Genomic DNA, 25,248 nt, shown 5'->3' with positions numbered 1-25,248 from the left:
TCTGAGCCCATGCAAAATACTCTCGATCTCGCCCGCGACGCCCTGCTCGGGCGCGCCAATATCGACGCGCATCAACTCGAAACCACGCTGTCGGGCCTCATGGTGCCGGGTGTGGACTATGCCGATCTGTATTTCCAGATTCTGAAGAGCGAAAGCTGGATGCTGGAGGACAGCGTGGTCCGCAGCGCAGGCGCCTCGACCGCGCAGGGCGTGGGGGTTCGCGCGCTGGCCGGCGAGCAGACCGGCTTCGCCTATGCCGACGAGCTCGCGTTTCCGGCGCTGGCCCAGGCCTCGAAGTCCGCCGCCGCGATCGCCCGCGACGGCAAGAGCGCACGCATGAACGCCCTCACGCGGCGCGACAACGGGCCGGCCGTGCGCTACCAGCCGATCGACCCCGCAGCTACGCTCGAGGCCGAGGCGAAGGTCGCCCTGCTGCATCATGCCGACAAAATCGCGCGCGAAACCGACCCTCGCGTGGTGCGCGTGACGGTGTCGCTGGCCGGCTCGTCCGACACCATGCTGGTCGCGGCCTCCGACGGCACCCTGGCCGGCGACATCCGCCCGATGGTTCGATTTAATGTTTCAGTACAGGTCGAGGAAAACGGCGTACGCGAGTCGGCCACGGCCGGCGGCGGCGGGCGGCTGGGCTACGACATCTTCACCGGCCCGGACGACGTCGTGGCCGAATACGCCCGAGAAGCCGTCCGTCGCGCGCTGGTCCGGCTCAAGGCCGAAGCCGCGCCGGCCGGCGCCATGCCAGTGGTGATGAGTGCCGGCTGGTCGGGCGTGTTGTTGCACGAAGCGGTCGGCCACGGGCTGGAAGGCGACTTCAATCGTCGCGACGCCTCGAATTATTCCGGCAAGATCGGCCAGAAAGTCGCCTCCGAACTGTGCACGGTGGTCGACGACGGCACGCTCGAAGGCCGGCGCGGTTCGCTCGCGATCGACGACGAAGGCTCCCCCGCAGCCGTCAACACACTGATTGAAAACGGCGTACTGGTCGGTTATATGCAGGACAAGCACAATGCCCGGCTGATGGGTGTCGCGCCCACCGGCAACGCACGCCGCGAATCCTATGCGCACACCGTGATGCCGCGCATGACCAACACCTACATGCGCGGCGGCGAGTCCGACCCGGCCGACATTATCGCCTCGGTCGAGTCCGGCATCTATGCCGCGCATTTCTCCGGCGGTTCGGTGGATATCACGTCCGGCAACTTCGTGTTCTCCTGCGACGAGGCCTATCGGATCGAAAACGGCAAGCTCGGCGCGCCGATCAAGGGCGCCACCCTGATCGGCAACGGCCCGGATGTGCTCGGGCGGGTCTCCATGGTCGGTAACGACTGGGCGCTGGATACCGGTGTCGGGGTCTGCGGCAAGAACGGCCAGAGCGTACCGGTGGGCGTGGGCCAGCCGACGCTCAAGGTGGATTCGATCACCGTCGGCGGCACCGAAGGCGCCTGAGCGCCGCTTCGCCATGGCTGGTCGGCAACCTAAACGACGGGGCAAGCGCCCGGCCCGTCACGAACGCGAACATCATCTCCGCGTGATCGGCGGCGAGTGGCGCAGCCGCGTGCTACCGGTCGCCGACCGCCCCGGCCTGCGCCCGACACCCAACCGGGTCCGCGAAACGCTGTTCAACTGGCTGACCCCGATGCTCGCCGGGGCACGCTGTGTCGACTTGTTCGCCGGCACCGGGGCACTGGGCATCGAAGCGTTGTCGCGCGGCGCGGCCCATGCCGTATTCATCGAACGCGATCGTCGCGCTGCCGCGGCGATCGACGCCGCGCTGGCTACGCTGGGCGCGACCGATCGCGGCCGGGTGCTGATCGCCGACGGCACCCAGCCGGCCCGCCACCTGGCCGGCGAGCGTGCCGATATCGTGTTCGTCGACCCGCCCTTCGACGCGAATCTGCACGCCGCCGCGCTGGCCGGGATCGACGACTTGGTCCACCCCCAATCGCGCGTCTACGTGGAATATCCGGCGTATGACGAAGCCGCGATCGGCGAACAGTTGGCCGCCCGCTATCAGATTCTGCGCCAGTCGCGCTCGGCCGGTGTGGGGTATTGTCTTGCGCGCGTTCGCCCCGCGGGCGACCATGGCGCGTCATGAGCGAGGCAAAACACGTACGCGCGGCCTATACCGGCACGTTCGACCCCATCACCAACGGCCATGCCGACGTGATCCGCCGCGCGGCCGGCATGTTCAGCGAACTGATCGTGGCGGTGGCCAGCAATTCCTCGAAGAAATCGATCTTCGACCATGCCGAACGGGTCGAGCTGGCCCAGCTGGCGCTGGCCGACGTGGACAACGTCACGGTGATGTCGGCGCAAGGCCTGATTGTGGATTTCGCACGCAAACATGGGGTCGCCGTGCTGGTGCGCGGCGTGCGCGGTGTAGGCGACTACGAATACGAAAAACAGATGGCGGTGATGAACCGACATCTGGCGCCGGAAATCGAGACCGTGCTGCTGGCGCCCTCACCCGAATATGCGCACATCTCGTCGACGCTCGTGCGCGAGATCGCTTTCCTAGACGGCCGAATTACCGGGCTGGTGCCCGAAGTGGTCGCCAAGCGCCTTCACGAGAAAACCAGCGGCTGACCGCCGCTGCCCGCCACCGCCGTTCTACGGCGGATACGATGCGAGGAACCGGCGCACCGGGGCGCTGAATGCTGCCGGCGTCGGGCAAAAGAAAAGGCTCTTCGCATATTAGCGGGGCCGATGCAAAACCGGATCATAGTCTCGGCTGGATGGTTAGGTGGACTGCGGTGCCACGGTTCACGGAATGCGCCAAGCCATAGGGCGTGTTGAGGTTTCGTCCGAGTCCGCGCCAAGCGCTGTTTTGCGGCAAGACGAGGCGTAGCGAACGCGGCGTAGTGGGCCTACGCGAGAGAGCAACAACGCTGGATTGCCGCAAAACAGCGCTTGTCCCTTCGGGTTGGGCCGCCCATAAAAAATTAACCAGGGCCGCCCGGCGGCGTTGCGAGTCTGGGTCGTGGCACGCCACGACGCGGCGACTCGCGCCTTGCCGGTCACGATTTGCGGACGCCAACGCGGCGCTCGCACGAAACCTCAACACGCCCTAATGCGCCGCGTCTGTATTCCAGTCCCGTTGTGCGGCGACGGCGAGGCGTGGTGTCGGCGGGTGTCCTCGCACAGCGCCGGTGCGGCCAGCCTGTTTGAGCATCGCCAAAGCGATGCGCCATTGTCATCGACTAGGTGGGCGCATCCCGCCGGCACCGCGCCTCTCCGTGAACCGGCGAAGCCGGCGCCGTGCCGGGTGCTCTTCTCTTGGTTACATCTGCCGAGCAAGCAAGAGAAGTGACTCGCGCTGCAGCGCGAAACCAGAGGCCGGCCAAGACCCGCAGGCTAGACTGTTCGAGTGCGAGGTCGGCGGTGCTGACCCAGTGCATCGCTTAGTCGGATCTACCCATGCCTGAACCCCCGGGACTCGCCGGAATCATGGCCCCCGCTAACCTGCGATGAACCAAAAAAACCGCCGACCCACAGTCAGCGGGCCGACGGTCGATCGTCGCGCGGCTCGAAGCTCTTATTGCGACATGGTCTGGTTATTCGGCGCCGGGTTACCCGACAGCGCGTACTGCTCGGTAATGTCCACCGTGGCCAGTTCCGACGTATCGGCCGGCTGGAATACCAGGACCTGGATCACGCGGTCCGGGTAGCTGAAATAGACCCGCGTGGTGCTGGCATCACCGGACATGCTGGAGTCGGTATGCACGGCCGGGCGCTGTCCCTGGCTCGGTGCATCGGAGAAGGCTTGGATCATGTTCTGGATCGCAGCCTGTCCATCGGCACTGCGGAAAGAGCCCAGATTGCGCGTCACGCGCACCAGACGTCCGTTGGCGAAGGTGATCGAACCGACCGCGTCCGGCTGTTTCGATTCGCCGTTCTTGCCCAGCGGGACCGCTTTGGGATACAGGAAATACTCGCCGTTGCGGCTACCGGGAGATACGTTGAATACAGATCGGGCTTCGCCGAGCGCCGCCGTCTGATTGGTCCCGAGCTGCAGCGTGGTGCTGCCGATGCTGACGCTCTCGTGATGCTGCTGCTCGGCGAACGCCGCCGGAGTCGCCGTCGCGATCATCAACGCCAGCGCCCAGGGGGCCGTTTTTTTCAGTCGATCCAGATTCATGCGTGTTCTCCTTGTTCGTTCTTGCCGCATGGCAATGGGGCCGACGGCCGGGCGCCGGCCCCGGGACCACGCTACGCCGCTCCGCGAGAGACGGCCAGCAGCATCTGGTTCATGCGTCGCACGAACGATGCCGGATCCTCCAGTTCGCCACCTTCGGCCAGCACGGCCTGCTCGAACAGCATCTGGGAGAACGAGTTGAACTCGTCCTCGCCCTGCTCGCTGGCCAACTTCTCCACCAGCGGATGAGTCGGGTTGATCTCCAGATGCGGCGCCGAGTTGGGCATGGCCTGGCCGGCTTCCTTGAGGATGCGCTCCAGATGCGCCGACATGCCGTGCTCGTCGGCCACGAGGCAGGCCGGCGAATCGGTCAGACGATGCGTGACCCGCACTTCGTTGACCCGCTCGCCCAGGGCTTCCTTGATGCGCTCGACCAGATCCTTGGATTCTTCCTCGAGCTTCTTCTGCTGCTCTTTTTCTTCCTCGGATTCGGCGTCGCCGAGATCGAGCGCGCCCTTGGCGACCGACGAGAATTCCTTGCCCTCGTATTCGGTCATGTGGGCCATCACCCACTCGTCGACGCGGTCGGTCAGCAGCAGCACCTCGATGTTCTTCTTCTTGAAGATCTCGAGATGCGGGCTGTGCTTGGCCTCGGCCAGCGTATCGGCGGTGATGTAGTAGATCTTCTCCTGCCCCGGCTGCATGCGTGCGATGTACTCATCGAGCGACACGCCGGGATCGGCCGTCTCGTCGGTCGTGGTCTTGAAGCGCAGGAGCTTGGCGATTCGGGCCTGGTTCTCGTAGTCCTCGACGATGCCTTCCTTGAGCACCGTGCCGAACTCGTTGGAGAACGTCTTGAATTTCTCCGGATCGTCCTCGTCGTTGGCCATGGACTCGATCAGGCCTAGCACCTTCTTCACCGAACCGGCGCGGATCTTGTCCAGCAAGCGATTGTTCTGAAGGATCTCGCGCGAGACGTTGAGCGGCAGATCGTTGGAATCGATCACGCCCTTCACGAAGCGCAGATAGCGCGGCATGAGCTTGTCGGCGTCGTCCATGATGAACACGCGCTGCACGTACAGCTTCACGCCGTGCGCCTTGCCGTTCGGATCGAACAGATCGAACGGCGCCCGCTTCGGGATGAAAAGCAGGTTGGTGTATTCCTGCGAGCCCTCGACCTTGTTGTGGGTCCAGGTCAGCGGGTCCTCGAAGTCGTGGGACGTGTGCTTGTAGAACTCGACGTAGTCCTCGTCGGACAGACTCGATTTCGGCTCAGCCCACAGCGGCGCGCCGCGGTTGACCTGTTCCCAGCCGGCTTCCTTGCCTTCTTTCTCGTCCTCTTCCGACAGCTGCTCGCGCATCTTGATCGGGAAGGCGATGTGGTCGGAATAGGTCTTGACCAGATGCCGCATGCGATACGGCTCGAGGAACTCATCCTCGTCTTCGCGCAGATGCAGCGTGACGGTGGTGCCGCGCCGGGGCTTATCGATCTCTTCCAGCGTATATTCACCGCCGCCGTCGGAAATCCAGCGCACGCCGGTTGATTCGCCGCCACGGCGGGTATCGACGACGACCTGATCGGCCACGATAAAGGCCGAGTAGAACCCGACGCCGAACTGGCCGATGAGCTTGGCGTCCTTCTTCTCGTCGCCGGAGAGCGAGTCGAGAAACGCGCGGGTACCGGACTTGGCGATGGTGCCGATGCGCTCCATGACCTGGTCGCGCGTCATGCCGATGCCGTTGTCCGAGATCGAGACGGTGCGATTGCCCTTGTCCTGCTCGATCCAGATCTGCAGATCAGAGTCGCCTTCAAACAGCGAGTCGTCCTTCAGGCCTTCGAAGCGCAGCGTATCCAGCGCGTCCGAGGCGTTGGAGATCAGCTCACGGGCAAAGACCTCCTTGTTGGAATACATCGAGTGAATCATCAGCTGGAGCAGCTGCTTCACCTCGGCCTGGAACCCGTGCTTCTCGGCGTTGGTGCCGGCCTGTGCGGCCCCCTGTGTGTTCGTGTTCTCGTCGCTCATGGCGTGTTCGATCGATGGTGGATGACAAATCAATGCGGCCGAGCCGCTTGATTGCCTTGAATGCGGCCCGACAGGGCGATTTTCAAGCGCAGCCGCGTCGCCGGTGAGCGCGAGGCGCTTTCGTGGCATCCTTGGCAGCGTTCGAAACGACCACCCTGTGAATGGAGAAGACGATGGCCCGAACGCGAGTGGCCGTGATCTGTGGCGGCGCCTCGGCCGAACACGAGGTATCGCTGCAATCGGCGCGCAATATCGTCGCTGCGCTGGATCGCGAACGCTTCGAGGTGTCGGTGATTGGCATCGACAAGGCCGGCGTCTGGCATGCCGCCGATCCGGACGATTTCGTGCATCACCCGGACGACCCGAAACGCATCGCGCTCAAGGCGAGTGACGCCGCGCTGGCGATCGTGCCCGGCCGCGAGTCCGGCCAGATCATCGACGCCGAGACCGGGCGCGTAGCGCTCGAGATCGATGTCGCCTTCCCCATCGTGCACGGCCCGACCGGCGAGGACGGCACGCTCCAGGGAATGCTGCGGGCCGCGAACATCGCTTGTGTAGGCGCCGGCGTGCTCGCCTCGGCTGCGGCCATGGACAAGGACATCACCAAGCGCCTGCTCCGGGATGCCGGGCTCGCCATCGCGCCGTTCGAGGTGGTTACCGCCACCGACCTGCCGCTGGATCATGCCGCGCTGACCGCGCGTCTGGGCAGCCCGCTGTTCGTCAAACCGGCCAATCTGGGCTCGTCGGTCGGCGTGAGCCGCGCGGCCAGCGCGGATGAACTGGCGGCGGCGGTCGATCTCGCCCTCACGTTCGATCACAAGGTGCTGATCGAGTCCGCGGTGACCGGACGCGAGATCGAATGCGCAGTGCTGGGCAACGCCGAACCGGAGGCCAGCACGGTGGGCGAAGTGGTGGTCGCCGAGGGCGGCTTCTATGCCTACGACACAAAATACGTCGATGACACGGCCCGCGTGGTGATCCCGGCGGAGCTCGATGCCGACACCATCGACGCGGTTCGGCGCGTGGCGTTGGCGACCTACCGCGCGCTCGACTGTCGAGGTCTGGCGCGGGTGGATGTTTTCGTCACCCCCGACGACCATGTCGTGGTCAACGAAATCAATACATTGCCCGGGTTCACGCGGATCTCGATGTATCCCAAGCTGTGGGCCGAGTCCGGCATCGCCTATCCCGCCCTCGTTGCGCGGCTGGTGGGACTGGCGCTCGAGCAGCACACGGCAGACCGGGCCCTGGCGACATCCATGTAGCCGGGTCTTGCACCGCGCGCATCGGGTCCGGATGATGCGCGATCCATTCAGCTTTGCACGCGCTCATGGCCTACACCGACGACACCCCGATGAAGGCGCTGCTGGCCGGCATGGCGTCGGTCGATGCCGACGCCTGCCACGAATTCGCCCGTCGTCAGCACGTCGCCGGCTACGGGCCGGATCTAGCAACCGCGGCCGCGCTGATTCACGATCTGGCATTCGCCGCCCAGCTCGAGCGGCCGGACGAACTTCTGGCCTGGAAATATCCCGAAACCTTCACGCCGATTGATACCGAGGTCCTCACGCAACTGTTGCAGGCCGCCTCGGAAAACGACCGCGAGACCGGCGCCGCCCTAATCGCCGAGCAGTCGTTCGCAGACATCACGGCGCTGTCGAGCATCGCCAGTTATCTGAGCCAGGCCTGCGAACAGCTGCGTCGTTTCGGTGCTCGCACACCCGATCCGCAGCAGCCCTTGTTCTAAGAACCTATTGGAATAGGCTCTAAGCACTGGTTCGAAACCGGGGCCACGCCCGGGACTCGATCCCGCCCGACGCATCGCATGGCGGGCGACGGCTTGGCGCACCGGCGTGCCGTCGCCCGGGCTTTTTAGTGGCGCGACATGCCGCATACGAGCCCCATAATGCCGGCGCTTATAACTAACATGGCCATTACATCGGCCTGATTAGACTGCGATCCCACATATGGCTTTAATGCCGTTAGCGGCATGGCGCTCTGATGATCCAGTCTCCCGTCACGGGCCCGGGCCGCTCCTGGGTTCGCACAATTCGTCTGGCGCTTGTCGTCGCCCCGGTGATGCTGGTCTCGGCCTGCGCCACCTACCATGCCAAGCCGCTGCCGGACGAACCGGACCTTGCGAATACACCGGATCTCGAGATACCGGCCCAGCAACTCGAGATCCCCGGGCTGCAACCGCATGTCGTCCAGCCGGCTCACGGCCTGGACATGACCGACGTGGTCATCCTGGCCGTTCTCGATAACCCGGATCTCAAGGCCAAACGAGCCCAGGCGGGCGTTGCCAAGGCGCAATTGCTACAGGCCGGGCTGTTGCCGAATCCGCAGGTGAGCGCGAATTTCATCCACCCCACGGGTGGGCCACCGCCGTTGTACAACGGTTACAGCGTGAGTTTGATGGAAGACCTGACCAGCCTGGTCACCCGGGGTGCATCACAGGACGCTGCCCGTTCAAATCAGGCCAAGGTCAATCTGAATATCCTCTGGCAGGAATGGCAAGTCGCCCAGAAGGCACGCCAGCTGTTCATTCAGGCCCGGGCCCAGGCCACACTCGCCGATCTGCTGGAAAAACAGCACCGGCTCGACGCCCGCCATTATCAACGCGATCGCCAGGCCCTGAAGCAGGGCAATACCACGCTGTCGACCACATCGGCCGACCTGGTCACGCTGGTCAACGCCAATACCCAGCTGCGTCAGCTCCAGCGTCAGCGCAATCAGACCTGGCATGCGCTGGATGCCCTGCTCGGCCTGAAACCGGGCGTGCATCCCAAGCTCACCGGCGCCATTCATTTGCAGACGCTGTCGCGGCCGGCGTTCGAAGCGGCACTGGCGAAGCTGCCCAAACGCCGCCCCGATCTGCTGGCCCTGCGCGCCGGCTACAAGAGCCAGGAAGCCAAGGTCCGCAAGGCCATTCTCAAGCAGTTTCCAGCGCTGTCCGTTGGCCCCTCGCGTGGCAGCGATACCAGTCAAGTCAAGACACTAGGCGTTGGCATCAATCTGACCCTGCCGCTGTTCAACCATAACCAGGGCGGCATCGCCGTTGCCCGGGCGACGCGCGCGGCCCTGCGTCAGACCTATCAGGCCCGTCTGGACCAGGCTGCCAACCAGGCGCACAAGCTGTGGCGCGAAGTCCATATCCGCAGCCGGCAGCTGCGTCAGCTTCAAAGCCATCTACCGGCCCTGGAGCAGACCACCGATGCCGCCGAGCGCAGCTTCGCCGAGGGCAACATGAGCGCCGGGACTTATATCAATCTGCGTACGAGTCTGCTTTCGAAGCAGATCGAAGCGATTCGACTCAAGAGTTCGCTGCAGCAAGCCCAGGCCAACCTGGAAACCCTGCTGGGCATGACGCTCGATACACCGTCTGCCAACCAAGCCGCCGGAACCAGTTAAGTGATGCGAATAACGATCGGGATAGCTCTTTTGTGCGTGTCGTCGGCGCTGTGGGCCGCGACGCAGCCCAGCGCGCTGGTGCAAACGGTCGCAGTCAAGCGCCAGCATGTCAACCAGACCATCAACGCCTTCGGCGAGGTACGCCCGGATCCGCAGTCGCAGATTACGCGGGACGCGGCGTACGCGGCCTTCGTGGAGCAGCTCGACGTCACGCTCGGCCAGCCGGTCCATAAGGGCGACCCATTGCTGACCCTGCGCACGGCGCCTGCGGCGCGCGCCAAATATCTGAGCGCGAAGGCTCAGGTTCGCTTCGCCCAAAAGAGCCTGGCGCGTAAGAAAAAACTGCTCAAGCAGCGCTTGGCCACGCACGCCGATGTCGATGCCGCGGAGCAGGCGCTGGCCACAGCGCAGACCGCGCTCGCCACCCAGAAGGCGTTGGGCACCGGCGACCCAACCCGGGTGATCAAAGCGCCGTTCAGTGGCATCGTCAGCCAGCTACCGGTGCAGCCGGGCAACGAAGTCCAAACCGGCACCCGCCTGTTTCAGCTGGCCAAACGCGACAGCCTGCAAGTCGCGCTCGGCATCGAGCCGGACGAAGCGAGCCGGGTCAAGAAAGGCATGTCGATCCGGGTGATTCCGCTGTTCGCCGGCGGCAACGGCGTCGCCACCCAGGTGGCCCGCGTGAATGCCGTCGTCGATCCGAGTACGCGGCTGGTCAATATCGTCGTCCGCCTGAGCGGGCAACAGGCCCAACCTTTTCTACCGGGCATGCGGGTCAAGGGCGTCTTGACGCTGGCGTCGCAGTCCCAGCTCACGGTGCCGCGCTCTGCCGTGCTGCACGATAACCACGGCGATTACGTATTCATCGTGCACAACGGCGCGGCGCATCGGGTGAACGTGAAAACCGGTGCGGAAAATGACGGACGGCTCGGCGTCAACGGGGCGCTCAAGGCCGGCCAGCAGGTGGTGGTCAAGGGCAACTACGAGCTGTCGGACGGCATGGCGGTGCGGAGCCGGTCGTGAATTTCGCTGCCTGGGTCCAGAATCATCGTCGCTCGATCCTGTTTTTGCTGGCGCTGCTTGTTGTGGGCGGCGTTGCCAGCTTCACTCAGCTGCCGGAATCGTTGTTTCCGCAAGTCCAGTTCCCGCGGGTACGGGTGTCGCTCAACGCAGGGGCACGACCAGCCCAGGAGATGATGCTGCAGGTCACGCGGCCAGTGGAGCGCGCGGTACGGGCCGTACCCGGCGTGCACTCGGTGCGCTCGACGACCAGCCGCGGCTCGACCGATATCTCGATCAACTTCGCGTGGGGCCACGATATGCTCAACGCGCTGTTGCAGGTCGAATCGGCAGTCAACCAGATCAAGCCCGATCTGCCGCCGGGGACGCGCTTTACCGCCAAGCGCATGTATCCCGCCAATTACAGCGGCGTGATCGCCTACAGCCTGACCTCGCACAAGCTGAGCCAGGTCAAGCTGCACGATCTGGCGCAGTACCAGATGGTGCCGTTCCTCTCCAGCGTCAAAGGCGTCGCCAAGGTCACCGTCCAGGGCGGCGAAAAAGCCGAATATCAGGTGACGGTGAAACCCGACCAGCTGCAGGCGCTGGGGCTTTCGATCCGCGATGTGGCCAAGGCGCTATCGGCGTCCAACGTGCTCAACGCGGTCGGCAAAGTGCAGGACCATTACAAGCTGTACCTGACCGTCTCGGATACCCGCTTCAAGAGCATCAACCAGATCCGCCACACGGTGCTCAAGAGCGGCAGCGACGGCGAAGTGCAGCTCGAGGACGTCGCCAGCGTCAAGCTCGGTACGGCGCCGGAATACCAGCGCATGACTGCCGACGGGCAACGTGCTGTACTTCTGAACGTATACCAGCAGCCGGGCGCGAGCGTGCTGCAGATGTCGAAAGACCTCAAGGCACGGCTCAAGCAGTTCCAGTCGCAGATGCCCAAGGGGGTCCAGCTCCACCAGTGGCGGAATCTGGGCGTGCTGGTCAAGGCATCCCGCAGTGGCGTGGTCGATGCCATCGTAATCGGCGTCATCCTCGCCGCACTGGTGCTGTTGCTGTTCCTGCGCAGCTGGAAGATCACCCTCGTGGCGGTGATCGCCGTGCCCGCCGTGCTGGCGGCCACCATGCTGGTGCTCTATGCCCTGGGCATGAGCCTGAACATGATGACGCTAGGGGGCATGGCCGCGGCTGTCGGGCTGATCATCGACGACGTCATCGTCATGGTCGAACAGGTCGTGCGGCGAGTGCAGGAAACCGGAGAGCACGGCATCCAGCGCGTACTCGCCTCGGCACGCGAATTCACCCAGCCCCAGGTGGGTTCGTCGACCTCGACCATCATCATCTTCCTGCCGCTGGCGTTTTTGAGCGGCATCACCGGCGCGTTTTTCAAGGAACTGTCGCTGACCATGGCCGTGAGCCTGTTCATTTCGTTCCTGGTGGCCTGGCTGGTGGTCCCGCTGCTGGCGGATTTCATGCTCGGCCCCAAGGATGTCGGACGCGAAAAAATAGGCCGCATCGGGCGTCGCGTGTATCGCGGCTACAGCCGGTTGATGGTTCGCCTGATGCGGCGGCCGGCCTGGCTGCTGGTCGGTCTGGTGCCGCTCGTGGCGGTGGCCTACATCGCCTTCGGGCAGGTAGGATCGGGGTTCCTGCCGCATCTCGACGAGGGCAATTTCATTCTCGACTATCGTTCCGCGCCCGGCACATCGCTGGACGAAACCAATCGTTTGCTGGAACAGGTCGCCACGATTCTCAAGAAAAACCCGTACGTGGACACCTGGTCTCGACGTACCGGCGCACAGCTCAGCGGACGCTTGGCCGAACCGAATACCGGCGACTTTTTCGTCCGCTTGAAGTCGTCACGACCATCGACCGAAGCCGTGATGGCCCAGGTACGGAAGAAGGTCAATGCCCGCATTCCGGGGCTGGACGTCGAATTCGCCCAGCCCATCGAGGATGAAATCGGCGATCTGACCGCCGTGCCCCAACCCATCGATATTCGACTGTTCGGCAACGATGTCGCCAAGCTGCGTCAGGTCGCCAACCACGTGGCCCAGGCGATCGGCAGTGTTCATGGGGTGGTCGGCATCCAGAACGGCGTGGTCATCGCCGGGGACTCGCTGGACGTGCACGTCAATCGCGTCAAAGCTGCGATTGAAGGATTGTCGCCACAAAGCATCACACAGCAATTGCAAACCGATATCGGCGGCAAGCTGACGACTCAGGTGCGCAAAGGCGTGAAGTTTGTCGGCGTGCGCGTCTGGGGCCCGCAAAGCCTGCGCGATCGCACCGGCGCCATCAGCAAGCTGCTATTGCGAGCGCCCGATGGACATCTGGTACCGCTATCGCGCGTGGCCACGGTGAAAATCGTCTCCGGGCAGCCGGAACTGACCCGCTACAACCTGAAGAGCGATGTCGCAGTCACCGCCCGTATCAGCGGCCGCTCGTTGGGCAACACCATCGCCGATATCAAGCAGGTGCTGAACAAGCCGGGCCTGATACCGAAAAACGTCTACTACCAGCTGGGCGGCACATACAAGACGCAGCAAAAAGCCTTCCGTGGCCTGATCGAGGTCTTCGTGGCGGCGGTCGCTCTGGTCTTCTTCCTGTTGCTGTTTCTTTATGAACGCTTCCGGATCGCGCTGGCGATCCTGGTGCAGCCGCTGCTGGCGGCCGGCGCGGTGTTCATCGGACTGTGGCTGACCGGCGTGGAACTCAACATCACAGCCATGATGGGCATGACGATGGTCATCGGCATCGTCACCGAAATCGCTATTTTCTATTTCTCGGAACTGCGATTGATCGATCAGAACATGCCATTGGCCTGGAGCCTGATCCGTGCAGGGCGCAATCGCATGCGCCCGATCGTGATGAGCGCGCTGGCCTTCATGCTGGCGTTGTTGCCGTTGGCGCTGGGTCTCGGCCAAGGGTCGTCGATGCAGCAACCACTGGCGATCGCCATCATCACGGGGCTACTGGTGCAGATCCCGCTGGTGCTGATCGTCATGCCCGTGTTGTATCGATTGCTGAGCGGGCGTGCCGAGCGACGTACAGCAGCGCCCGCGAACGGCTGACGCCGGCGCGCTCATGGCCGGCCGGTGGGCAACTTCGATCCCGCGGCTGTTGACCTCGAGTAGCGAGCCTGGCGGCCCGCCCTGAGCATACCCTGAGCCCGGCGCGGTCATGCCGCTCCGGTTCGCTATGCCGGGCGTTGCAAACCCGGCGACCCCGCGCGACGGGTTGCGCAGGGTTGCCGGATGGCATCACGCCATCGTCAGCACGACGCGAAAGCGCGCTTCGTTTTCGATCATGCGCTTGTAGGCCGCGTTGACCTCGTCGAGCGGATACGTCTCGATCCGCGTCTTGATATCGCGCAGCGCCGAGAAGTTGAGCGTGTCCTCGGAGTCGTGCGGCGCGCCGCTCGGATGCCCGGCCACGCTGCGACGGGCCATAAGCAGCTGAAACGGCGACACTTCGATCGGCTCCGGTGAAGCGCCGAGCACCAGCAGCTGGCCGTTCACGCCCAGGCCGTCGATGACGGAACTCATCAATTTCGGGTTAGGCGCGGTCGCCACGATCACGCGCGCACCGCCAAGCTTCTGCAGCGCTTCGACCGCGTTCTCGGCCTCGGTATCGATATAGGTATCGGCCCCCAGTTCGAGCGCCAGATCCTTCTTGTCGGTGCCGCGCGATAGCGCCACCGTATGAAAGCCCATGGCGTGGGCATACTGGATGGCCAGATGGCCGAGCCCGCCAATGCCCTGGATGGCGACGACATCGCCCGCCTTGGCGCCGGTATGACGCATGCCGTTATAGGTCGTCACCCCGGCACAGAGCAGCGGCGCGGCTTCGACCGACGACAGCGCCTCCGGAATCGCCACCAGCGCCTCGACCGGCGCGATCATGTACTCAGCATAGCCGCCGTCATAGGAGATCCCGCAGATCTGCTGGTTCTCGCAGGTCACGAAATCACCCGAGCGACAGGACTCGCAGGAAAAACAATGCCCGCCGTGCCAGCCGACGCCCACCCGCTGGCCCGACTGCCAGTGGTCGATATCGTCGCCAAGCGCATCGATGGTGCCGATGACTTCGTGCCCCGGCACGCGGGGATACTGCAATCCCGGGAAACCGCCGTCGACGACGAAGGCATCGGAATGGCAGATCCCGCAGGCCGCGACGCGGATGCGAACCTGCTCCGGGCCGGGATCGGGAATACCGCGGGAGACAAGCTCGAACTCGGCGCCCGCCTTGTTGATCTGTGCTACACGCATCTGGGACATGTTAAATCCAGTGGGTTGGCAAGTTCTGTCGAAACTACAAGAAACCACGGGCCTCGACCACATTTGGCCCCGACCCAGCGCAAGCTCATATCGGTTCGGGACGCCGCATGGCCTTTGGCTGCGTTCCTTAAGGCGCTGATCCGCAGATTGCGCTGATTACACAGATGGCGTTGGTCTCCAGGGCCTGACTCGTCGGCGGTTGACGTCTCCAGTCCGCCAATGAACACAGAAAGCGCAAATGACGGACCGGGTTTGCAACCGCCATAATTTTGGGGCGCCTTGTGGCCTTTCTCTTCGCTCGTCAAGGCATTTATCCGCAGATCTACACAGATTCGCGCAGATAGCGGCGAATCCCTGGGCGCGTTGGTTCGAAAGTGACAAGAGCAGCTTTGTGATCTGCGTTCCCAAACACATTATCGGAGCACGCTTCGCTAATCCGACGCACGCGACTTGGCCGCGGCCCGGCGCGAGCCCATACTGCGGCTCGCGGCGCGTATTCGAGGCGGCCCGGCCGCGCCGGCAACCCCGGCTTCGAGAGGCAATATGAAGAAATTCGTCAACTGGCTGTGTTTTGTCGTCTGCATCCTCTGCATCATCACGGGCACGACCATCTCGATTCTGGCCATATGGCATGTCGTGGCTGATCAAGCCTTTCTCTGGCGCTCGCTGATGACGCTGGCGGTCGTGTTCCTAGCTGCGCTGCTGGCTTATATGGTCAACAGCATGATGCCGATGGAGCGCTAATAACGCAGCCAGAACAGCGTACACGCCATGACAGCCATCGCTTAGTTGCGTAGGGCGGATTGGGCGCTTGCAGCGTGATCCGATAGACAAGCTGCAGAGCTCGCCGATTGTGCCTCGGATTACGCGCTGCGCGCCTGATTTCTTCGTTCCCTTGAGGCATTGGTCCGCAGATCAACGCGGATGCGCACGGATCGCGGTTAATCCCTGTGGGCACGGGTTCTGAAGTGGCGCGAACGGCTGTGTGCGCTTTGTTCCCAACGCATCATTCGAGCTGCAGATTTGTTAGACACGGCTGCCGTTCGCACCTCAAACCTCTCCCACGGCGAAATACTACCGCGATCTGTGTAATCTGCGTCATCTACGCACCTTTTTCTTGATAACGAGGCCAAAAAACACAACGGCGGCACGCGCCGGTCAGGCCGCAACACTAAATCTGTCGTGAGCATGGTTCGTGTTTATTAGCGGACTGCTTCCCGATATCGAAATTTCCGAGACGCCATGCGGGTGTTCTCTCCACACTTGAAGACATCGCGGCTCCGGCTTCTCGGTTGTTTTCCAATCGAACCCAAAATACCAATCGAGCCGGACGCCCGTATTTCACCGTCCGAACGACTACTGATGTAGCTGAATCCGTCAAATTGGTAGCGTGCTGGGTCTGGACCATTCGACCATGAGCACGAATTTATGTCCGACTATCAGGCACTCATGCACGAGGCCGCTTATATCGGCGGCCAGTGGATTCAGGCCGGCCCGGATGAGAAGAACCCCGTCCGCGACCCGGCCAACGGCGAACTGCTGGGGCATGTCCCCGCGCTCGATGCCGAGCAGATGGATTCGGCGATCGATGCCGCATCCGCCGCGTTCGACGAGTGGCGGCATACCGCCCCGTTGACCCGTGCCGATCGTCTGTACGCCTGGTACGAAGGCATGCAGAACAATCGCGAGGCGTTGGCGCGTCTGATGACGCTCGAACAGGGCAAGCCGATCAACGAGGCGCGCGGCGAAGTCGACTACGCGTCGAGCTTTTTCCGGTGGTTCGCCGAGGAAGCGCGTCGCTTCCGTGGCAAGACCATCCCGGCCGAAGACCCGACCATGGCCGTCGGCACGGTCGAGGAGCCGGTCGGCGTGGCGGCCATCATCACGCCGTGGAACTTCCCGCTGGCCATGATCACCCGCAAGGTCGGCGCGGCTCTCGCGGCCGGCTGCACGACGCTGGTCAACCCGGCCACCGAAACCGCGTTCTGTGCGCTGGCGCTCGCCGATCTGGCCGAGAAAGCCGGCCTGACCAACGGCGAATTCAATGTCGTGCCGGGCTCGGGCAAACAGTTCGGCGAACGCGTCTGTGCTGATGATCGCGTACGCGCCCTGTCGTTCACCGGTTCCACCGAGGTCGGCCGCAAGCTGATCGAACAGAGCGCGGCCACGGTCAAGAAGAACGCCATGGAGCTCGGCGGCAACGCGCCCTTCATCGTCTGCGAGGACGCCGATCTGGAAACCGCCGTGGACGGTGCCATCGCCGCCAAATTCCAGACCACCGGCCAGGACTGCGTGGCCGCGAATCGCATCTACGTCCACCGCTCGATGTACGAGGATTTCGTCGATCGCTTCGTCGAGAAGATGAACGCGATGCCGGTGGGCCACGGCCTGAACGAAGATACGAAGATCGGCCCGCTGATCCATGCCGACGCGGTCGAGAAAGCACAGTCGCTGGTCGACGACGCGCGCGAGCGCGGCGCCCGTATCATCGGGCGCGAGCAGTCGGAGGCGCCCGGCGAAAATTTCTTCATGCCGACGGTGGTCGCCGACTTCACATCGGCCATGCGCGTGGCGGCCGAGGAACAATTCGCCCCGGTGGCGCCGATCACGCCGTTCGATACCGACGACGAAGCACTCGCGGCCGCCAACGACACGATCTATGGCCTTGCGTCGTACGTGTTCTCGCCGAGCGATGCCCGGATCCGCAAATACCTGCGCGGACTGGAGTACGGCATGGTCGGCATCAACACCATGGACATCACCGGCCCGCATGTGCCGTTCGGCGGCGTGAAACAGTCCGGCCTGGGTCGCGAGGGCGGCCATGTCGGCATGGCCGAATACCTGGAGACGAAATATTACTGCATGGGCAACCTGCCCAAGGTCTGAAACGAGGGAACGACGTCATGAGCATGGACATCATCAATCGCCTGGAATCGGAAGTCCGCGGCTACGTTCGCTCGTTTCCGACCGAGTTCAAGACCGCCCGCGGCAACCGCATGACGGACGTGGACGGCCACGAGTATCTGGATTTCTTTTCCGGTGCCGGCGCGCTGAACTACGGCCATAACGATCCGGACATGGAGGCCACCCTGCTCGACTACATCAAGTCGGGCGGCATCAACCACGGCCTGGACATGGCCACCGAGGCCAAGACCCGGTTCATGGAAACTTTCGAGGAGATCATCCTCAAACCGCGCAAGCTGGACTACAAGTTCCAGTTTCCCGGGCCAACAGGCACCAACGCGGTAGAAGCGGCGCTCAAACTCGCGCGCAAGTACACCGGCCGCTCGGGCATGATCCACTTCACCCACAGCTTCCACGGCATGACGCTGGGCTCCACGTCGGTGACCAGCAACGCGGCGATCCGCAACAGTGCCGGCGTGGGCTTGTCGGACACCACCACCGCGGCCTTCGACGGCTATTATCGCGACGGTCGCGACACGATCGCCGATCTCGAGGCGCTACTCGCGGATTCGTTTTCCGGCGTCGACAAGCCGGCCGCGGTGATCGTGGAAACCGTGCAGGGCGAAGGCGGCATTTATGCGGCCGGCTTCGACTGGCTGCGCGAGGTCGCCCGGGTTTGTCGCGAACACGATCTGCTGTTCATCGTCGACGACATCCAGGCCGGCTACGGCCGCACCGGCCCGTTCTTCTCGTTCGAGCCGGCCGATATCCAGCCCGATATCGTCACGCTCGCGAAATCGATTTCGGGTATGGGCTCGCCGATGTCGCTGGTGCTGATGCGCCCGGAAATCGACGTCTGGGACGCCGGCGAACATACCGGTACGTTCCGCGGCAACAACCACGCCTTCGTGACCGGCGCGACCGCGCTCGAGAAGTTCTGGCGCGACGACCAGCTCACCCGGCACGTCGACGAACAGGGCGAGCGCATCCGGACTCGGCTGCAGGAGATCATCGACAAGCACGATGGTTTCGACGGCGAAGTCCGCGGTCGTGGTTTCTTCATCGGCCTGGACTGCGCCGAGCCGGACCATGGCAACGCCGTGATCAAGCAATGCTTCGAGCGCGGCCTGATCATGGAAACCACCGGCCCCGGCGATCGCGTGATCAAGGTCATGCCGCCGTTGATCAGTACCGCCGAGGATATCGACGAAGGCCTGGCGATCATCGACGAGGCCATCGGCGCCGCACTCGCGGCCTGAAAACCACGGGCTGCCCGAAGCGCCATCGCATCAGCTAGGCTGGTGCGATGGCGGAATTGAACTGCATCGGCATCGACGGCTGCCGCGCGGGCTGGGTGGCAGCCACCCGCGATGGCGTAACCGTACACGAGGCACTGGGCGCACTGCTCGAACAGCTCGATGTGCTATCGCAGCCCAGCGTGGTCGCCATCGATATGCCGATCGGCCTCGCCGCCACCGACCAACGCGCCTGCGATGCCGAGGCCCGTCGCCGACTGGGCACGGCCCGCGGCAACAGCGTGTTCTGGACCGCGACACGCGGTGCGGTCTACGTCCCTGGCGACGATCGCGACCCGCGTTCCGCGCATACCGAAGCCAGCCGAGCCAATATCGCCAACGCAGCCGGCGGCGTGTCGGCGCAGGCGTTCAATCTGTTCCCCAAGATCCGCGAGGTGGACGCACTGCTGGCCACCAGTCCGGCACTTCAGGGCGCGATCTTCGAGGTGCACCCCGAGCTGGCCTTCGCGGCCTGGAACGCCGAAGCACCACACACGCTGCGCCCGATGCCGCATCCGAAGAAATCCGGCCTCGGCGCCTACGATCGACTTCGCCTAGTTTTTGATCGCTACGGCCGCGACGCATTCGAGCAGACACGGCAGCATCATGCGACGACCCGGGTCGCCGACGACGATATCGCCGATGCCTATGCCGCGCTCTACTCGGCCGAGCGCATCGCCCGCGGCGCACATGTGACTCTGCCGCACCACCCAGCGCCGCGCGACGAAACCGGGCTGCCCATGCGGATCTGTTTCTAGCCGTTCGCCTTCGCCGACCGCGGGTTGCCACAACAACGCGACACGCATCCCGGCCGATCACGGCTTAACCCAATAGCTAACAGACCATCGCGCACGCCGCATGCTGGAATGCGCAAATGCGTTCGGATCGGCCGAGACCGATACCGGACGTACATCACAAGAACAACACCGAGGAGATGCCGTGAAACCATCGAACGTGCTTCGCACCGTGGCCGTGGCGGCCACCGCCGTCGGCGTACTGGCCGCCGGGGCCGCCAGCGCGGCGCCGGATCAGGCCAACGTGGCCATCGTGGTGCGCGATTTTTCCAACCCGTATTGGCAAGCCCTGCGTGACGGTGCCATCGCCGAGGGCAAAAAGCTGGGCATTCCGGTGACGGTCCAGGCCGGCAACAACGAAACCGACACCGTGGGCGAGAACAACAAGATCTCGACCATGGCCAGCCAACCGTACAACTGCTACGGCGTGGTGCCGGTCAACGGCACCAACGTGATCACGCCCTTGCTGCCGATTTCCAAACGCGGTACGCCGATCATCAATCTCGATACCGCTCTCGATGCCAAGGCGGTCAAGCAATCCGGCCTGAAGATCACGTCGTTCATCGGCTCGGATAACAGCGAGGCCGGCCGTATCGCCGCGCATCACATGCTCAAGGCCCTCGACGGCAAGGGCGAAGTCGCGATTCTGGAAGGCATTCCGGGCGAGCAGAACGGCATCAACCGCGAAACGGCGTTCCGCAACACGGTCAAGGGCAAGCTGGATATCGTGCAGGCCACGCCGGCCGACTACGAGCGCAACAAGGCGCTCACCAAAACGGAAGCCATGCTGCGCGCCCATCCGAACATCAAGGGCATTTTCGCCGCCAACGACATGATGGGCCTGGGCGCGGCCCGGGCGGTGCTCAATGCCGGCAAGACCAAGCAGATCACCGTGGTCAGCATCGACGGCGTGACCGAGGCGATCAAATCGGTGAAGAACGGCTCGTTGTCGGCCACGATCTCGCAGTACCCCTATGCCGAGGGCGAGATGGCCGTGCAGGCCTGTCAGAAACTGGTGCAGGGCAAGCAGGTGCCGGCGCATATCACGTCGCCGATCAAGCTGATCACCCAGGACAACGCCGATCAGGCCCTCAAGGCGTTCCCCAAGCCGTTCTTCTCGTTCAACGACCCGTTCGGGCAGCCGTAATCGTTTATGGCTGAAACCGCAACGGCAGCCGGGCCCGGTGCCCGGCTGCGTGATCCGACGTTCTGGGGCGACAATGCCGCGCTGATCGGGCTGATCCTGATCGGCGCGGCGTTTTCGCTGCTTACCCCTTATTTTCTGACCTGGGGCAATATCACGGCGCTGCTGGTGTCGGCCTCGATCCTGATCGTGCTGGCCACCGCACAGCAGTTCACGATCGTGGCCGCGGGCATCGATCTGTCGATCGCGGCCAACCTGCCGTGGTCGGCCGTGGTGTTCGGCCTGACCTATAACGCCGGCTGGGGCACGGCCGGCGCCATTGTCGCGGCGATCGCGGCCGGCGCGCTGGTGGGCACGCTCAACGGGCTGATCATCGCCAAGCTCAAGGTCAACGATTTCATCGCCACCCTCGGCATGCTCGGCGTGATGAGCGGCGTGGCGCTGATCGCGAGCAACGGCCAGTCGTTCTCGGTATTCAGCACGTTTCTGCAGACGCTGGCGCTGGGCTCGATCGGCCCGATCCGGTATTTCTACCTGATCGCGCTGGTCGTGGTACTCGCCGCCCATATCGTGTTCAAGTACACCGCATTCGGCACCCATGTGCTGGCGACCGGCGGCAATCGCGAAGCCGCGCGCAACATGGGCATTCCGATCGATCGCATGCGGGTGGCGGTGTATGCCATCAACGGCGCATTGGTCGGCGTGGCGGCCGTGCTGCTGGTCTCGCGTACCGGCGGCGCCGATCCGTCCATCGCCACCGACGAACTGCTGAGCTCGATCGCGGCCGTGGTGCTCGGCGGTTCCAGCCTGTTCGGCGGGCGGGCCTCGATGCTCGGCACGGTCGCCGGCGCGCTGGTGCTCACCACCCTGCTCAACGGCTTTACCCTGCTGCAGGTCTCGTCGTTCTATCAGCCGATCGCGGTCGGCGTCGTGGTGATCGCGGCGGCCGTTCTCAGCCGGTTTCAGCAATGAGTGCACGCCACCACGACACCCAGACGAAAGCACCGGTTCTGGAGGTCACGGGACTCACCAAAGCCTTCGGCGCCGTCCAGGCGTTGTCCGGCGCCGACCTGGTCTGCCCGCGCGGCGAGGTCACGGCGCTGGTGGGCGACAACGGCGCCGGCAAGTCGACGCTCATCCGCTGCATCACCGGCGTGCATCCGTTCGACGACGGCGAGGTCCGCTTCAACGGCGAGCCCGTGCGGCTGTCGTCACCGACCGAGGCGCGCGCTCGCGGCATCGAAACGGTGTATCAGGATCTCGCCCTGGTCGAGGATCTGACGGTCTGGCAAAACATGTTCCTCAACCGCGAGCTCAAACGCGGTATCGGCCGCTTCGGCATGCTCGACCGACGCCGCATGATTGCCGAGAGCCAGAGCCGGCTGGAGCGATTGCTGGTCAATATGCCGCCGGTGCGTTCGCGCGTCCGTCGCCTGTCGGGCGGCCAACGCCAGTCGATTGCCATCGGCCGGGCCGCGAGCTGGGGCTCCACGCTCGTGATCATGGACGAGCCGACCGCCGCGCTGGGCGTACGCGAGCGTGAATCGGTGGAGCAACTGATCGGCCGCCTGCGCGACGACCATATCGCCCAGCTGATCATCAGCCACGATCTGGAGCAGGTGATGCGCGTGGCGGACACGGTGTGGATCATGCGGCGCGGCACGACCATTGCGCATTGGCGGGTGGCCGACGTCAGCCGCGAACGCATCGTAGCGGCGATCACCGGCGCGGACGGCGGCAATCATCGCGCGACTACTGCCGAGGCGCCCACAACTGTGGTCGAATAGTCGACTCGTTCCCTATCGTCCCACGCATTTCATGACCACACTCCACGCCCGCGCTATTCCGGCCCAGACCGCGCTCACCCCGACCGGAGCCTCGCAATGATCGTGGTGGCCGGGAGTGCAAACATCGATCTGGTGGCCCGCGTATCGCATCACCCCGAGCCCGGCGAGACGCTGATGGCGTCCGGCTATGCGGTGCACCAGGGCGGCAAGGGCGCCAACCAGGCGGTCGCGGCCGCGCGGCTCGGCGCGCCGGTACGGTTTCTCGGCGCGGCCGGCGACGACGATTTCGGCAACCAGATCGTGGCCAATCTGACCGCCGAGGGCATTGATGCCGACGGCGTGCAGCGCTTCCCGGGCAGCAGCGGCATCGCCCTGATCACGGTCGATAACGACGGCGAGAACCGGATCGTCGTGGTCCCGGGCGCCAACGGGCAACTGGACGACTCGCGGGATTTGGCGGGCGCCATGGGCGGCGCCACCGCATTGCTCGTTCAGCTCGAAACCCCAACGGCCTTCGTCAACGCGGCCCTGGCCGCCGGGCATGCCGCCGGCGCGGAAGTGATTCTCAACGCCGCGCCCGCCGCGCCGCTCAAGGCGTTCGCCATGGACGCCGTCGACTGGCTGATGGTCAATGCCGGCGAAGCGGCCTTCGTGCTCGGCGAGCGCGAGGGCGCCACACGCGACGAAACTGCCGATCAGGCGCGACGTCTGGCCAAGCAGTACGACATCGGCGTGATCGTGACGCTGGGCGCCGACGGTGCACTCTGGATCGGCCGCGATGGCAGCCAAGGGCATGTCCCGGGCCGGCCGACGACCGTGGTGGACACCACCGGCGCCGGCGACACGTTCGCCGGGGCCTTTGCCGCCGCCCGCGCTGAAGGGCAATCGGTCGAAGACGCCATTCGCATGGCCGGCGTCGCCGCATCGCTCTCGGTCGGCGCTGCTGGTGCGCGGGCCGGCATGCCGGATCGGTCTGCGGTACGTGCCGCGATGGGTGAGTAAGGCGTTATTTATCTATAAGTCAGAAATATAGGCGACACTTGGATGCTTGAAGAAAGATCGCACCAACTCAGGCCAGACAGCGATATCGGCCAGCTGGGCCTCCACGCGATCTGCCAATTTTTCACCCTGGCGCAGCGGAGAGCTTGGTATAGCTCCATACCAGCTCGGCTGGATTCAGGTCGGGGGCAATAATAACCCGGTAGAAAATTCGGCGGGTGTTCTGTCAGAGTTTACGTACTAGGAGCGTCTGTGAGGCCGCACCGATCAGGCCGTTTTCGTCATAAAGATCGCTTAGCGTGCAACCGTGGCCAAGTGACGAGATATGCGTACCGCTATCGACACCGATCCACTCCGTCGTCGGTTGGCGCCAGAGATTGACGGTCAGATCGGTACTCGCGAAAGAATAAGTCTCAAGAGGGACAGACCAGCTAATGCCATTACCCAGATCGGCTATAGCCACCGCTTGCGCGGACAGCGCGGGCTCGTGATCTTCAATCAATGGATAGCGAAACCGGAACCAAGCCGCTGCCGGTCCCTCGCTCTCGATACTGCCGGCCGCTAGGCGCGACTCCAGAGCACGATAGTGAAACGTCTCGGCATCAGGGTCGGTACCAGGGATATATACGGCGCCGGGGGTCGAATCCGCTACCGACTTCAGCCGCGCCACATGCGCATCCACTCGCCAATCGCCTATCGCATCTGAGCGACCGAAAAGAACGTGGGCCACACAAAGCGGTTGTCCGTCATGAATCAGCTCGAGCCGGACGCGTTGTGTCGAGCGGCCACCGTCGCGCGAGCACTGTACAGTCAAAGGCTCGATTGGGACCGGCTTGCGGATGTCGAGCGTTACGCGCTGCAGTACAAAGGCGTTGTCGTTGACGGCCTCGATCGCGGTCTGTGCGAGCAGACCGGCCGGAGCCCCGCCATGCTGGGCGTTTGGATGCCAAGGGCCGCGCGTCAGCCCGGTGGGCTCGATGCGGTACCCGACTCTCCTGAAGATGCTTGGTGGATCAGGCTGTGGCATGAGTATCGGCAGGCCGTGAAGTGTGGTCCTTTATATAGAACTGGTCGGCCCATCGCCGGAATTTCATGATCGGCCCGTCGCCGCGTGCAAGGCTCGGTCTGTCCCAACGTGTTTTGTGACTCCAGATCGGCACATCTTCGCTAACTTGGCGCACACCTTCCTCGACGAGCTCAAGACTCATATCCGGATCCTGGATATCGGTTAAACGGGCCGTCAGACTGAAGGTTACGGCGACATTTCCGGGATCGATGGGGGTAACGGCATCGATGAAAACCATCTCGGCGAGATCAGCAATGCGAAACCGAACGATGGCTAGATAGGGGCCATAGAGCGTTGTCTGAATGAAACCGGGGCGTACTTGTTACCGCCGATGTAAAAATGACCCCCTGACGCCGACATAATTTTGCCCCCCCCCTGGG

21 protein-coding genes and 1 pseudogene are annotated in these 25,248 nt (G+C 63.9%); 16 read left to right on the top strand and 6 right to left on the bottom strand.

Annotated elements, in window-relative coordinates:
* The first annotated feature begins 9 nt into the window (after positions 1 to 9).
* Genes tldD through coaD form a run of 3 tightly spaced genes read left to right on the top strand, consistent with a single transcriptional unit; the run spans position 10 to position 2,604 of the window.
* Positions 10 to 1,464: a metalloprotease TldD gene (gene tldD / locus C41B8_RS14715; RefSeq protein WP_051883592.1), complete on the top strand. Its 1,455-nt coding sequence runs from the start codon at positions 10 to 12 to the stop codon at positions 1,462 to 1,464.
* 13 nt (positions 1,465 to 1,477) lie between these two features.
* Positions 1,478 to 2,113 carry a 16S rRNA (guanine(966)-N(2))-methyltransferase RsmD gene (gene rsmD, locus C41B8_RS14710; RefSeq protein ID WP_037339820.1) on the top strand — a complete coding sequence of 212 codons (636 nt, stop codon included), beginning with the start codon at positions 1,478 to 1,480 and terminating at the stop codon, positions 2,111 to 2,113.
* Positions 2,110 to 2,604 carry a pantetheine-phosphate adenylyltransferase gene (gene coaD, locus C41B8_RS14705; protein ID WP_037339817.1) on the top strand — a complete coding sequence of 165 codons (495 nt, stop codon included), beginning with the start codon at positions 2,110 to 2,112 and terminating at the stop codon, positions 2,602 to 2,604. The genes rsmD and coaD overlap by 4 nt, the downstream gene beginning before the upstream one ends.
* A 949-nt stretch (positions 2,605 to 3,553) precedes the next feature.
* On the opposite strand, the gene C41B8_RS14700 is transcribed toward coaD, so the two are convergent.
* Together C41B8_RS14700 and htpG are read right to left on the bottom strand one after the other, a co-directional pair.
* Positions 3,554 to 4,156, bottom strand: a complete 603-nt coding sequence (locus tag C41B8_RS14700; RefSeq protein WP_037339815.1) for a hypothetical protein — start codon at positions 4,154 to 4,156, stop codon at positions 3,554 to 3,556.
* Between the two features lie 71 nt (positions 4,157 to 4,227).
* The gene (gene htpG / locus C41B8_RS14695) at positions 4,228 to 6,177 is read right to left on the bottom strand and encodes a molecular chaperone HtpG (protein ID WP_084189049.1); all 1,950 of its coding nucleotides are present in this window, start codon (positions 6,175 to 6,177) and stop codon (positions 4,228 to 4,230) included.
* Positions 6,178 to 6,350: 173 nt separating this feature from the next.
* Between htpG and ddlA the strand changes: the two genes are divergently transcribed.
* From ddlA to C41B8_RS14670, 5 genes are all read left to right on the top strand, one after another.
* Positions 6,351 to 7,442 (top strand): D-alanine--D-alanine ligase, encoded by a 1,092-nt coding sequence (gene ddlA / locus C41B8_RS14690; protein WP_037339852.1) that lies wholly within the window; start codon positions 6,351 to 6,353, stop codon positions 7,440 to 7,442.
* Between the two features lie 65 nt (positions 7,443 to 7,507).
* Positions 7,508 to 7,924 (top strand): hypothetical protein, encoded by a 417-nt coding sequence (locus C41B8_RS14685; protein ID WP_037339812.1) that lies wholly within the window; start codon positions 7,508 to 7,510, stop codon positions 7,922 to 7,924.
* Between the two features lie 254 nt (positions 7,925 to 8,178).
* Positions 8,179 to 9,588: a TolC family protein gene (locus C41B8_RS14680; RefSeq protein WP_084189047.1), complete on the top strand. Its 1,410-nt coding sequence runs from the start codon at positions 8,179 to 8,181 to the stop codon at positions 9,586 to 9,588.
* 78 nt (positions 9,589 to 9,666) lie between these two features.
* Positions 9,667 to 10,611 (top strand): efflux RND transporter periplasmic adaptor subunit, encoded by a 945-nt coding sequence (locus tag C41B8_RS14675; RefSeq protein ID WP_198025225.1) that lies wholly within the window; start codon positions 9,667 to 9,669, stop codon positions 10,609 to 10,611.
* The gene (locus C41B8_RS14670) at positions 10,608 to 13,673 is read left to right on the top strand and encodes an efflux RND transporter permease subunit (protein WP_037339810.1); all 3,066 of its coding nucleotides are present in this window, start codon (positions 10,608 to 10,610) and stop codon (positions 13,671 to 13,673) included. Before C41B8_RS14675 ends, C41B8_RS14670 begins: the two co-directional genes overlap by 4 nt.
* A 189-nt stretch (positions 13,674 to 13,862) precedes the next feature.
* On the opposite strand, the gene C41B8_RS14665 is transcribed toward C41B8_RS14670, so the two are convergent.
* Complete coding sequence (locus C41B8_RS14665; RefSeq protein ID WP_037339809.1) at positions 13,863 to 14,879, bottom strand: alcohol dehydrogenase; 1,017 nt, start codon at positions 14,877 to 14,879, stop codon at positions 13,863 to 13,865.
* 543 nt (positions 14,880 to 15,422) lie between these two features.
* Between C41B8_RS14665 and C41B8_RS14660 the strand changes: the two genes are divergently transcribed.
* The 8 genes from C41B8_RS14660 to C41B8_RS14625 all read left to right on the top strand — a co-directional run bounded on the left by C41B8_RS14660 (position 15,423) and on the right by C41B8_RS14625 (position 23,805).
* Positions 15,423 to 15,623, top strand: coding sequence for a hypothetical protein (locus tag C41B8_RS14660; protein ID WP_037339807.1), 201 nt, complete (start codon positions 15,423 to 15,425; stop codon positions 15,621 to 15,623).
* 684 nt (positions 15,624 to 16,307) lie between these two features.
* Positions 16,308 to 17,765, top strand: coding sequence for an NAD-dependent succinate-semialdehyde dehydrogenase (locus tag C41B8_RS14655; protein ID WP_037339805.1), 1,458 nt, complete (start codon positions 16,308 to 16,310; stop codon positions 17,763 to 17,765).
* 23 nt (positions 17,766 to 17,788) lie between these two features.
* A complete protein-coding gene (ectB, locus tag C41B8_RS14650; RefSeq protein WP_037339803.1) occupies positions 17,789 to 19,042 on the top strand; it encodes a diaminobutyrate--2-oxoglutarate transaminase in 1,254 nt (417 codons plus the stop codon).
* A gap of 47 nt (positions 19,043 to 19,089) precedes the next feature.
* Positions 19,090 to 19,836, top strand: a complete 747-nt coding sequence (locus C41B8_RS19765; protein ID WP_051883589.1) for a DUF429 domain-containing protein — start codon at positions 19,090 to 19,092, stop codon at positions 19,834 to 19,836.
* 181 nt (positions 19,837 to 20,017) lie between these two features.
* Positions 20,018 to 21,019, top strand: coding sequence for a sugar ABC transporter substrate-binding protein (locus C41B8_RS14640; RefSeq protein ID WP_198025224.1), 1,002 nt, complete (start codon positions 20,018 to 20,020; stop codon positions 21,017 to 21,019).
* 6 nt (positions 21,020 to 21,025) lie between these two features.
* Complete coding sequence (locus tag C41B8_RS14635; protein ID WP_037339801.1) at positions 21,026 to 21,988, top strand: ABC transporter permease; 963 nt, start codon at positions 21,026 to 21,028, stop codon at positions 21,986 to 21,988.
* Positions 21,985 to 22,803 (top strand): ATP-binding cassette domain-containing protein, encoded by an 819-nt coding sequence (locus tag C41B8_RS14630; RefSeq protein WP_037339798.1) that lies wholly within the window; start codon positions 21,985 to 21,987, stop codon positions 22,801 to 22,803. Before C41B8_RS14635 ends, C41B8_RS14630 begins: the two co-directional genes overlap by 4 nt.
* Positions 22,804 to 22,899: 96 nt before the next feature.
* The gene (locus tag C41B8_RS14625; protein WP_037339795.1) at positions 22,900 to 23,805 is read left to right on the top strand and encodes a ribokinase; all 906 of its coding nucleotides are present in this window, start codon (positions 22,900 to 22,902) and stop codon (positions 23,803 to 23,805) included.
* A 12-nt stretch (positions 23,806 to 23,817) separates the two neighbouring features.
* Here C41B8_RS14625 and C41B8_RS21200 read toward each other — a convergent pair.
* The 3 genes and pseudogenes from C41B8_RS21200 to C41B8_RS14615 all read right to left on the bottom strand — a co-directional run.
* Positions 23,818 to 23,992: pseudogene (locus C41B8_RS21200) on the bottom strand (IS630 family transposase); the annotation flags it as partial.
* A gap of 36 nt (positions 23,993 to 24,028) precedes the next feature.
* Positions 24,029 to 24,829 (bottom strand): thioesterase family protein, encoded by an 801-nt coding sequence (locus C41B8_RS14620; RefSeq protein ID WP_037339792.1) that lies wholly within the window; start codon positions 24,827 to 24,829, stop codon positions 24,029 to 24,031.
* Complete coding sequence (locus C41B8_RS14615; RefSeq protein WP_269634497.1) at positions 24,816 to 25,172, bottom strand: hypothetical protein; 357 nt, start codon at positions 25,170 to 25,172, stop codon at positions 24,816 to 24,818. The genes C41B8_RS14620 and C41B8_RS14615 overlap by 14 nt, the downstream gene beginning before the upstream one ends.
* Positions 25,173 to 25,248 lie beyond the last annotated feature (76 nt).

It is taken from the genome of Salinisphaera hydrothermalis C41B8 (assembly GCF_000732535.1).
In the GTDB taxonomy this organism is placed as follows: Bacteria; Pseudomonadota; Gammaproteobacteria; order Nevskiales; family Salinisphaeraceae; genus Salinisphaera; species Salinisphaera hydrothermalis.
The sequence above is the reverse complement of the archived record's forward strand: the minus strand, read 5'-3'. Positions and strand labels throughout refer to the sequence as shown.

Excerpts from the sequence above, each read along its gene's own strand:
- tldD (WP_051883592.1), top strand. The coding sequence starts at position 10 with ATGCAAAATACTCTCGATCTCGCCCGCGACGCCCTGCTCGGGCGCGCC.
- rsmD (WP_037339820.1), top strand. The coding sequence starts at position 1,478 with ATGGCTGGTCGGCAACCTAAACGACGGGGCAAGCGCCCGGCCCGTCAC.
- coaD (WP_037339817.1), top strand. The coding sequence starts at position 2,110 with ATGAGCGAGGCAAAACACGTACGCGCGGCCTATACCGGCACGTTCGAC.
- C41B8_RS14700 (WP_037339815.1), bottom strand. The coding sequence starts at position 4,156 with ATGAATCTGGATCGACTGAAAAAAACGGCCCCCTGGGCGCTGGCGTTG.
- htpG (WP_084189049.1), bottom strand. The coding sequence starts at position 6,177 with ATGAGCGACGAGAACACGAACACACAGGGGGCCGCACAGGCCGGCACC.
- ddlA (WP_037339852.1), top strand. The coding sequence starts at position 6,351 with ATGGCCCGAACGCGAGTGGCCGTGATCTGTGGCGGCGCCTCGGCCGAA.
- C41B8_RS14685 (WP_037339812.1), top strand. The coding sequence starts at position 7,508 with ATGGCCTACACCGACGACACCCCGATGAAGGCGCTGCTGGCCGGCATG.
- C41B8_RS14680 (WP_084189047.1), top strand. The coding sequence starts at position 8,179 with ATGATCCAGTCTCCCGTCACGGGCCCGGGCCGCTCCTGGGTTCGCACA.
- C41B8_RS14665 (WP_037339809.1), bottom strand. The coding sequence starts at position 14,879 with ATGTCCCAGATGCGTGTAGCACAGATCAACAAGGCGGGCGCCGAGTTC.
- C41B8_RS14660 (WP_037339807.1), top strand. The coding sequence starts at position 15,423 with ATGAAGAAATTCGTCAACTGGCTGTGTTTTGTCGTCTGCATCCTCTGC.
- C41B8_RS14655 (WP_037339805.1), top strand. The coding sequence starts at position 16,308 with ATGTCCGACTATCAGGCACTCATGCACGAGGCCGCTTATATCGGCGGC.
- ectB (WP_037339803.1), top strand. The coding sequence starts at position 17,789 with ATGGACATCATCAATCGCCTGGAATCGGAAGTCCGCGGCTACGTTCGC.
- C41B8_RS19765 (WP_051883589.1), top strand. The coding sequence starts at position 19,090 with ATGGCGGAATTGAACTGCATCGGCATCGACGGCTGCCGCGCGGGCTGG.
- C41B8_RS14635 (WP_037339801.1), top strand. The coding sequence starts at position 21,026 with ATGGCTGAAACCGCAACGGCAGCCGGGCCCGGTGCCCGGCTGCGTGAT.
- C41B8_RS14630 (WP_037339798.1), top strand. The coding sequence starts at position 21,985 with ATGAGTGCACGCCACCACGACACCCAGACGAAAGCACCGGTTCTGGAG.
- C41B8_RS14625 (WP_037339795.1), top strand. The coding sequence starts at position 22,900 with ATGATCGTGGTGGCCGGGAGTGCAAACATCGATCTGGTGGCCCGCGTA.
- C41B8_RS14620 (WP_037339792.1), bottom strand. The coding sequence starts at position 24,829 with ATGCCACAGCCTGATCCACCAAGCATCTTCAGGAGAGTCGGGTACCGC.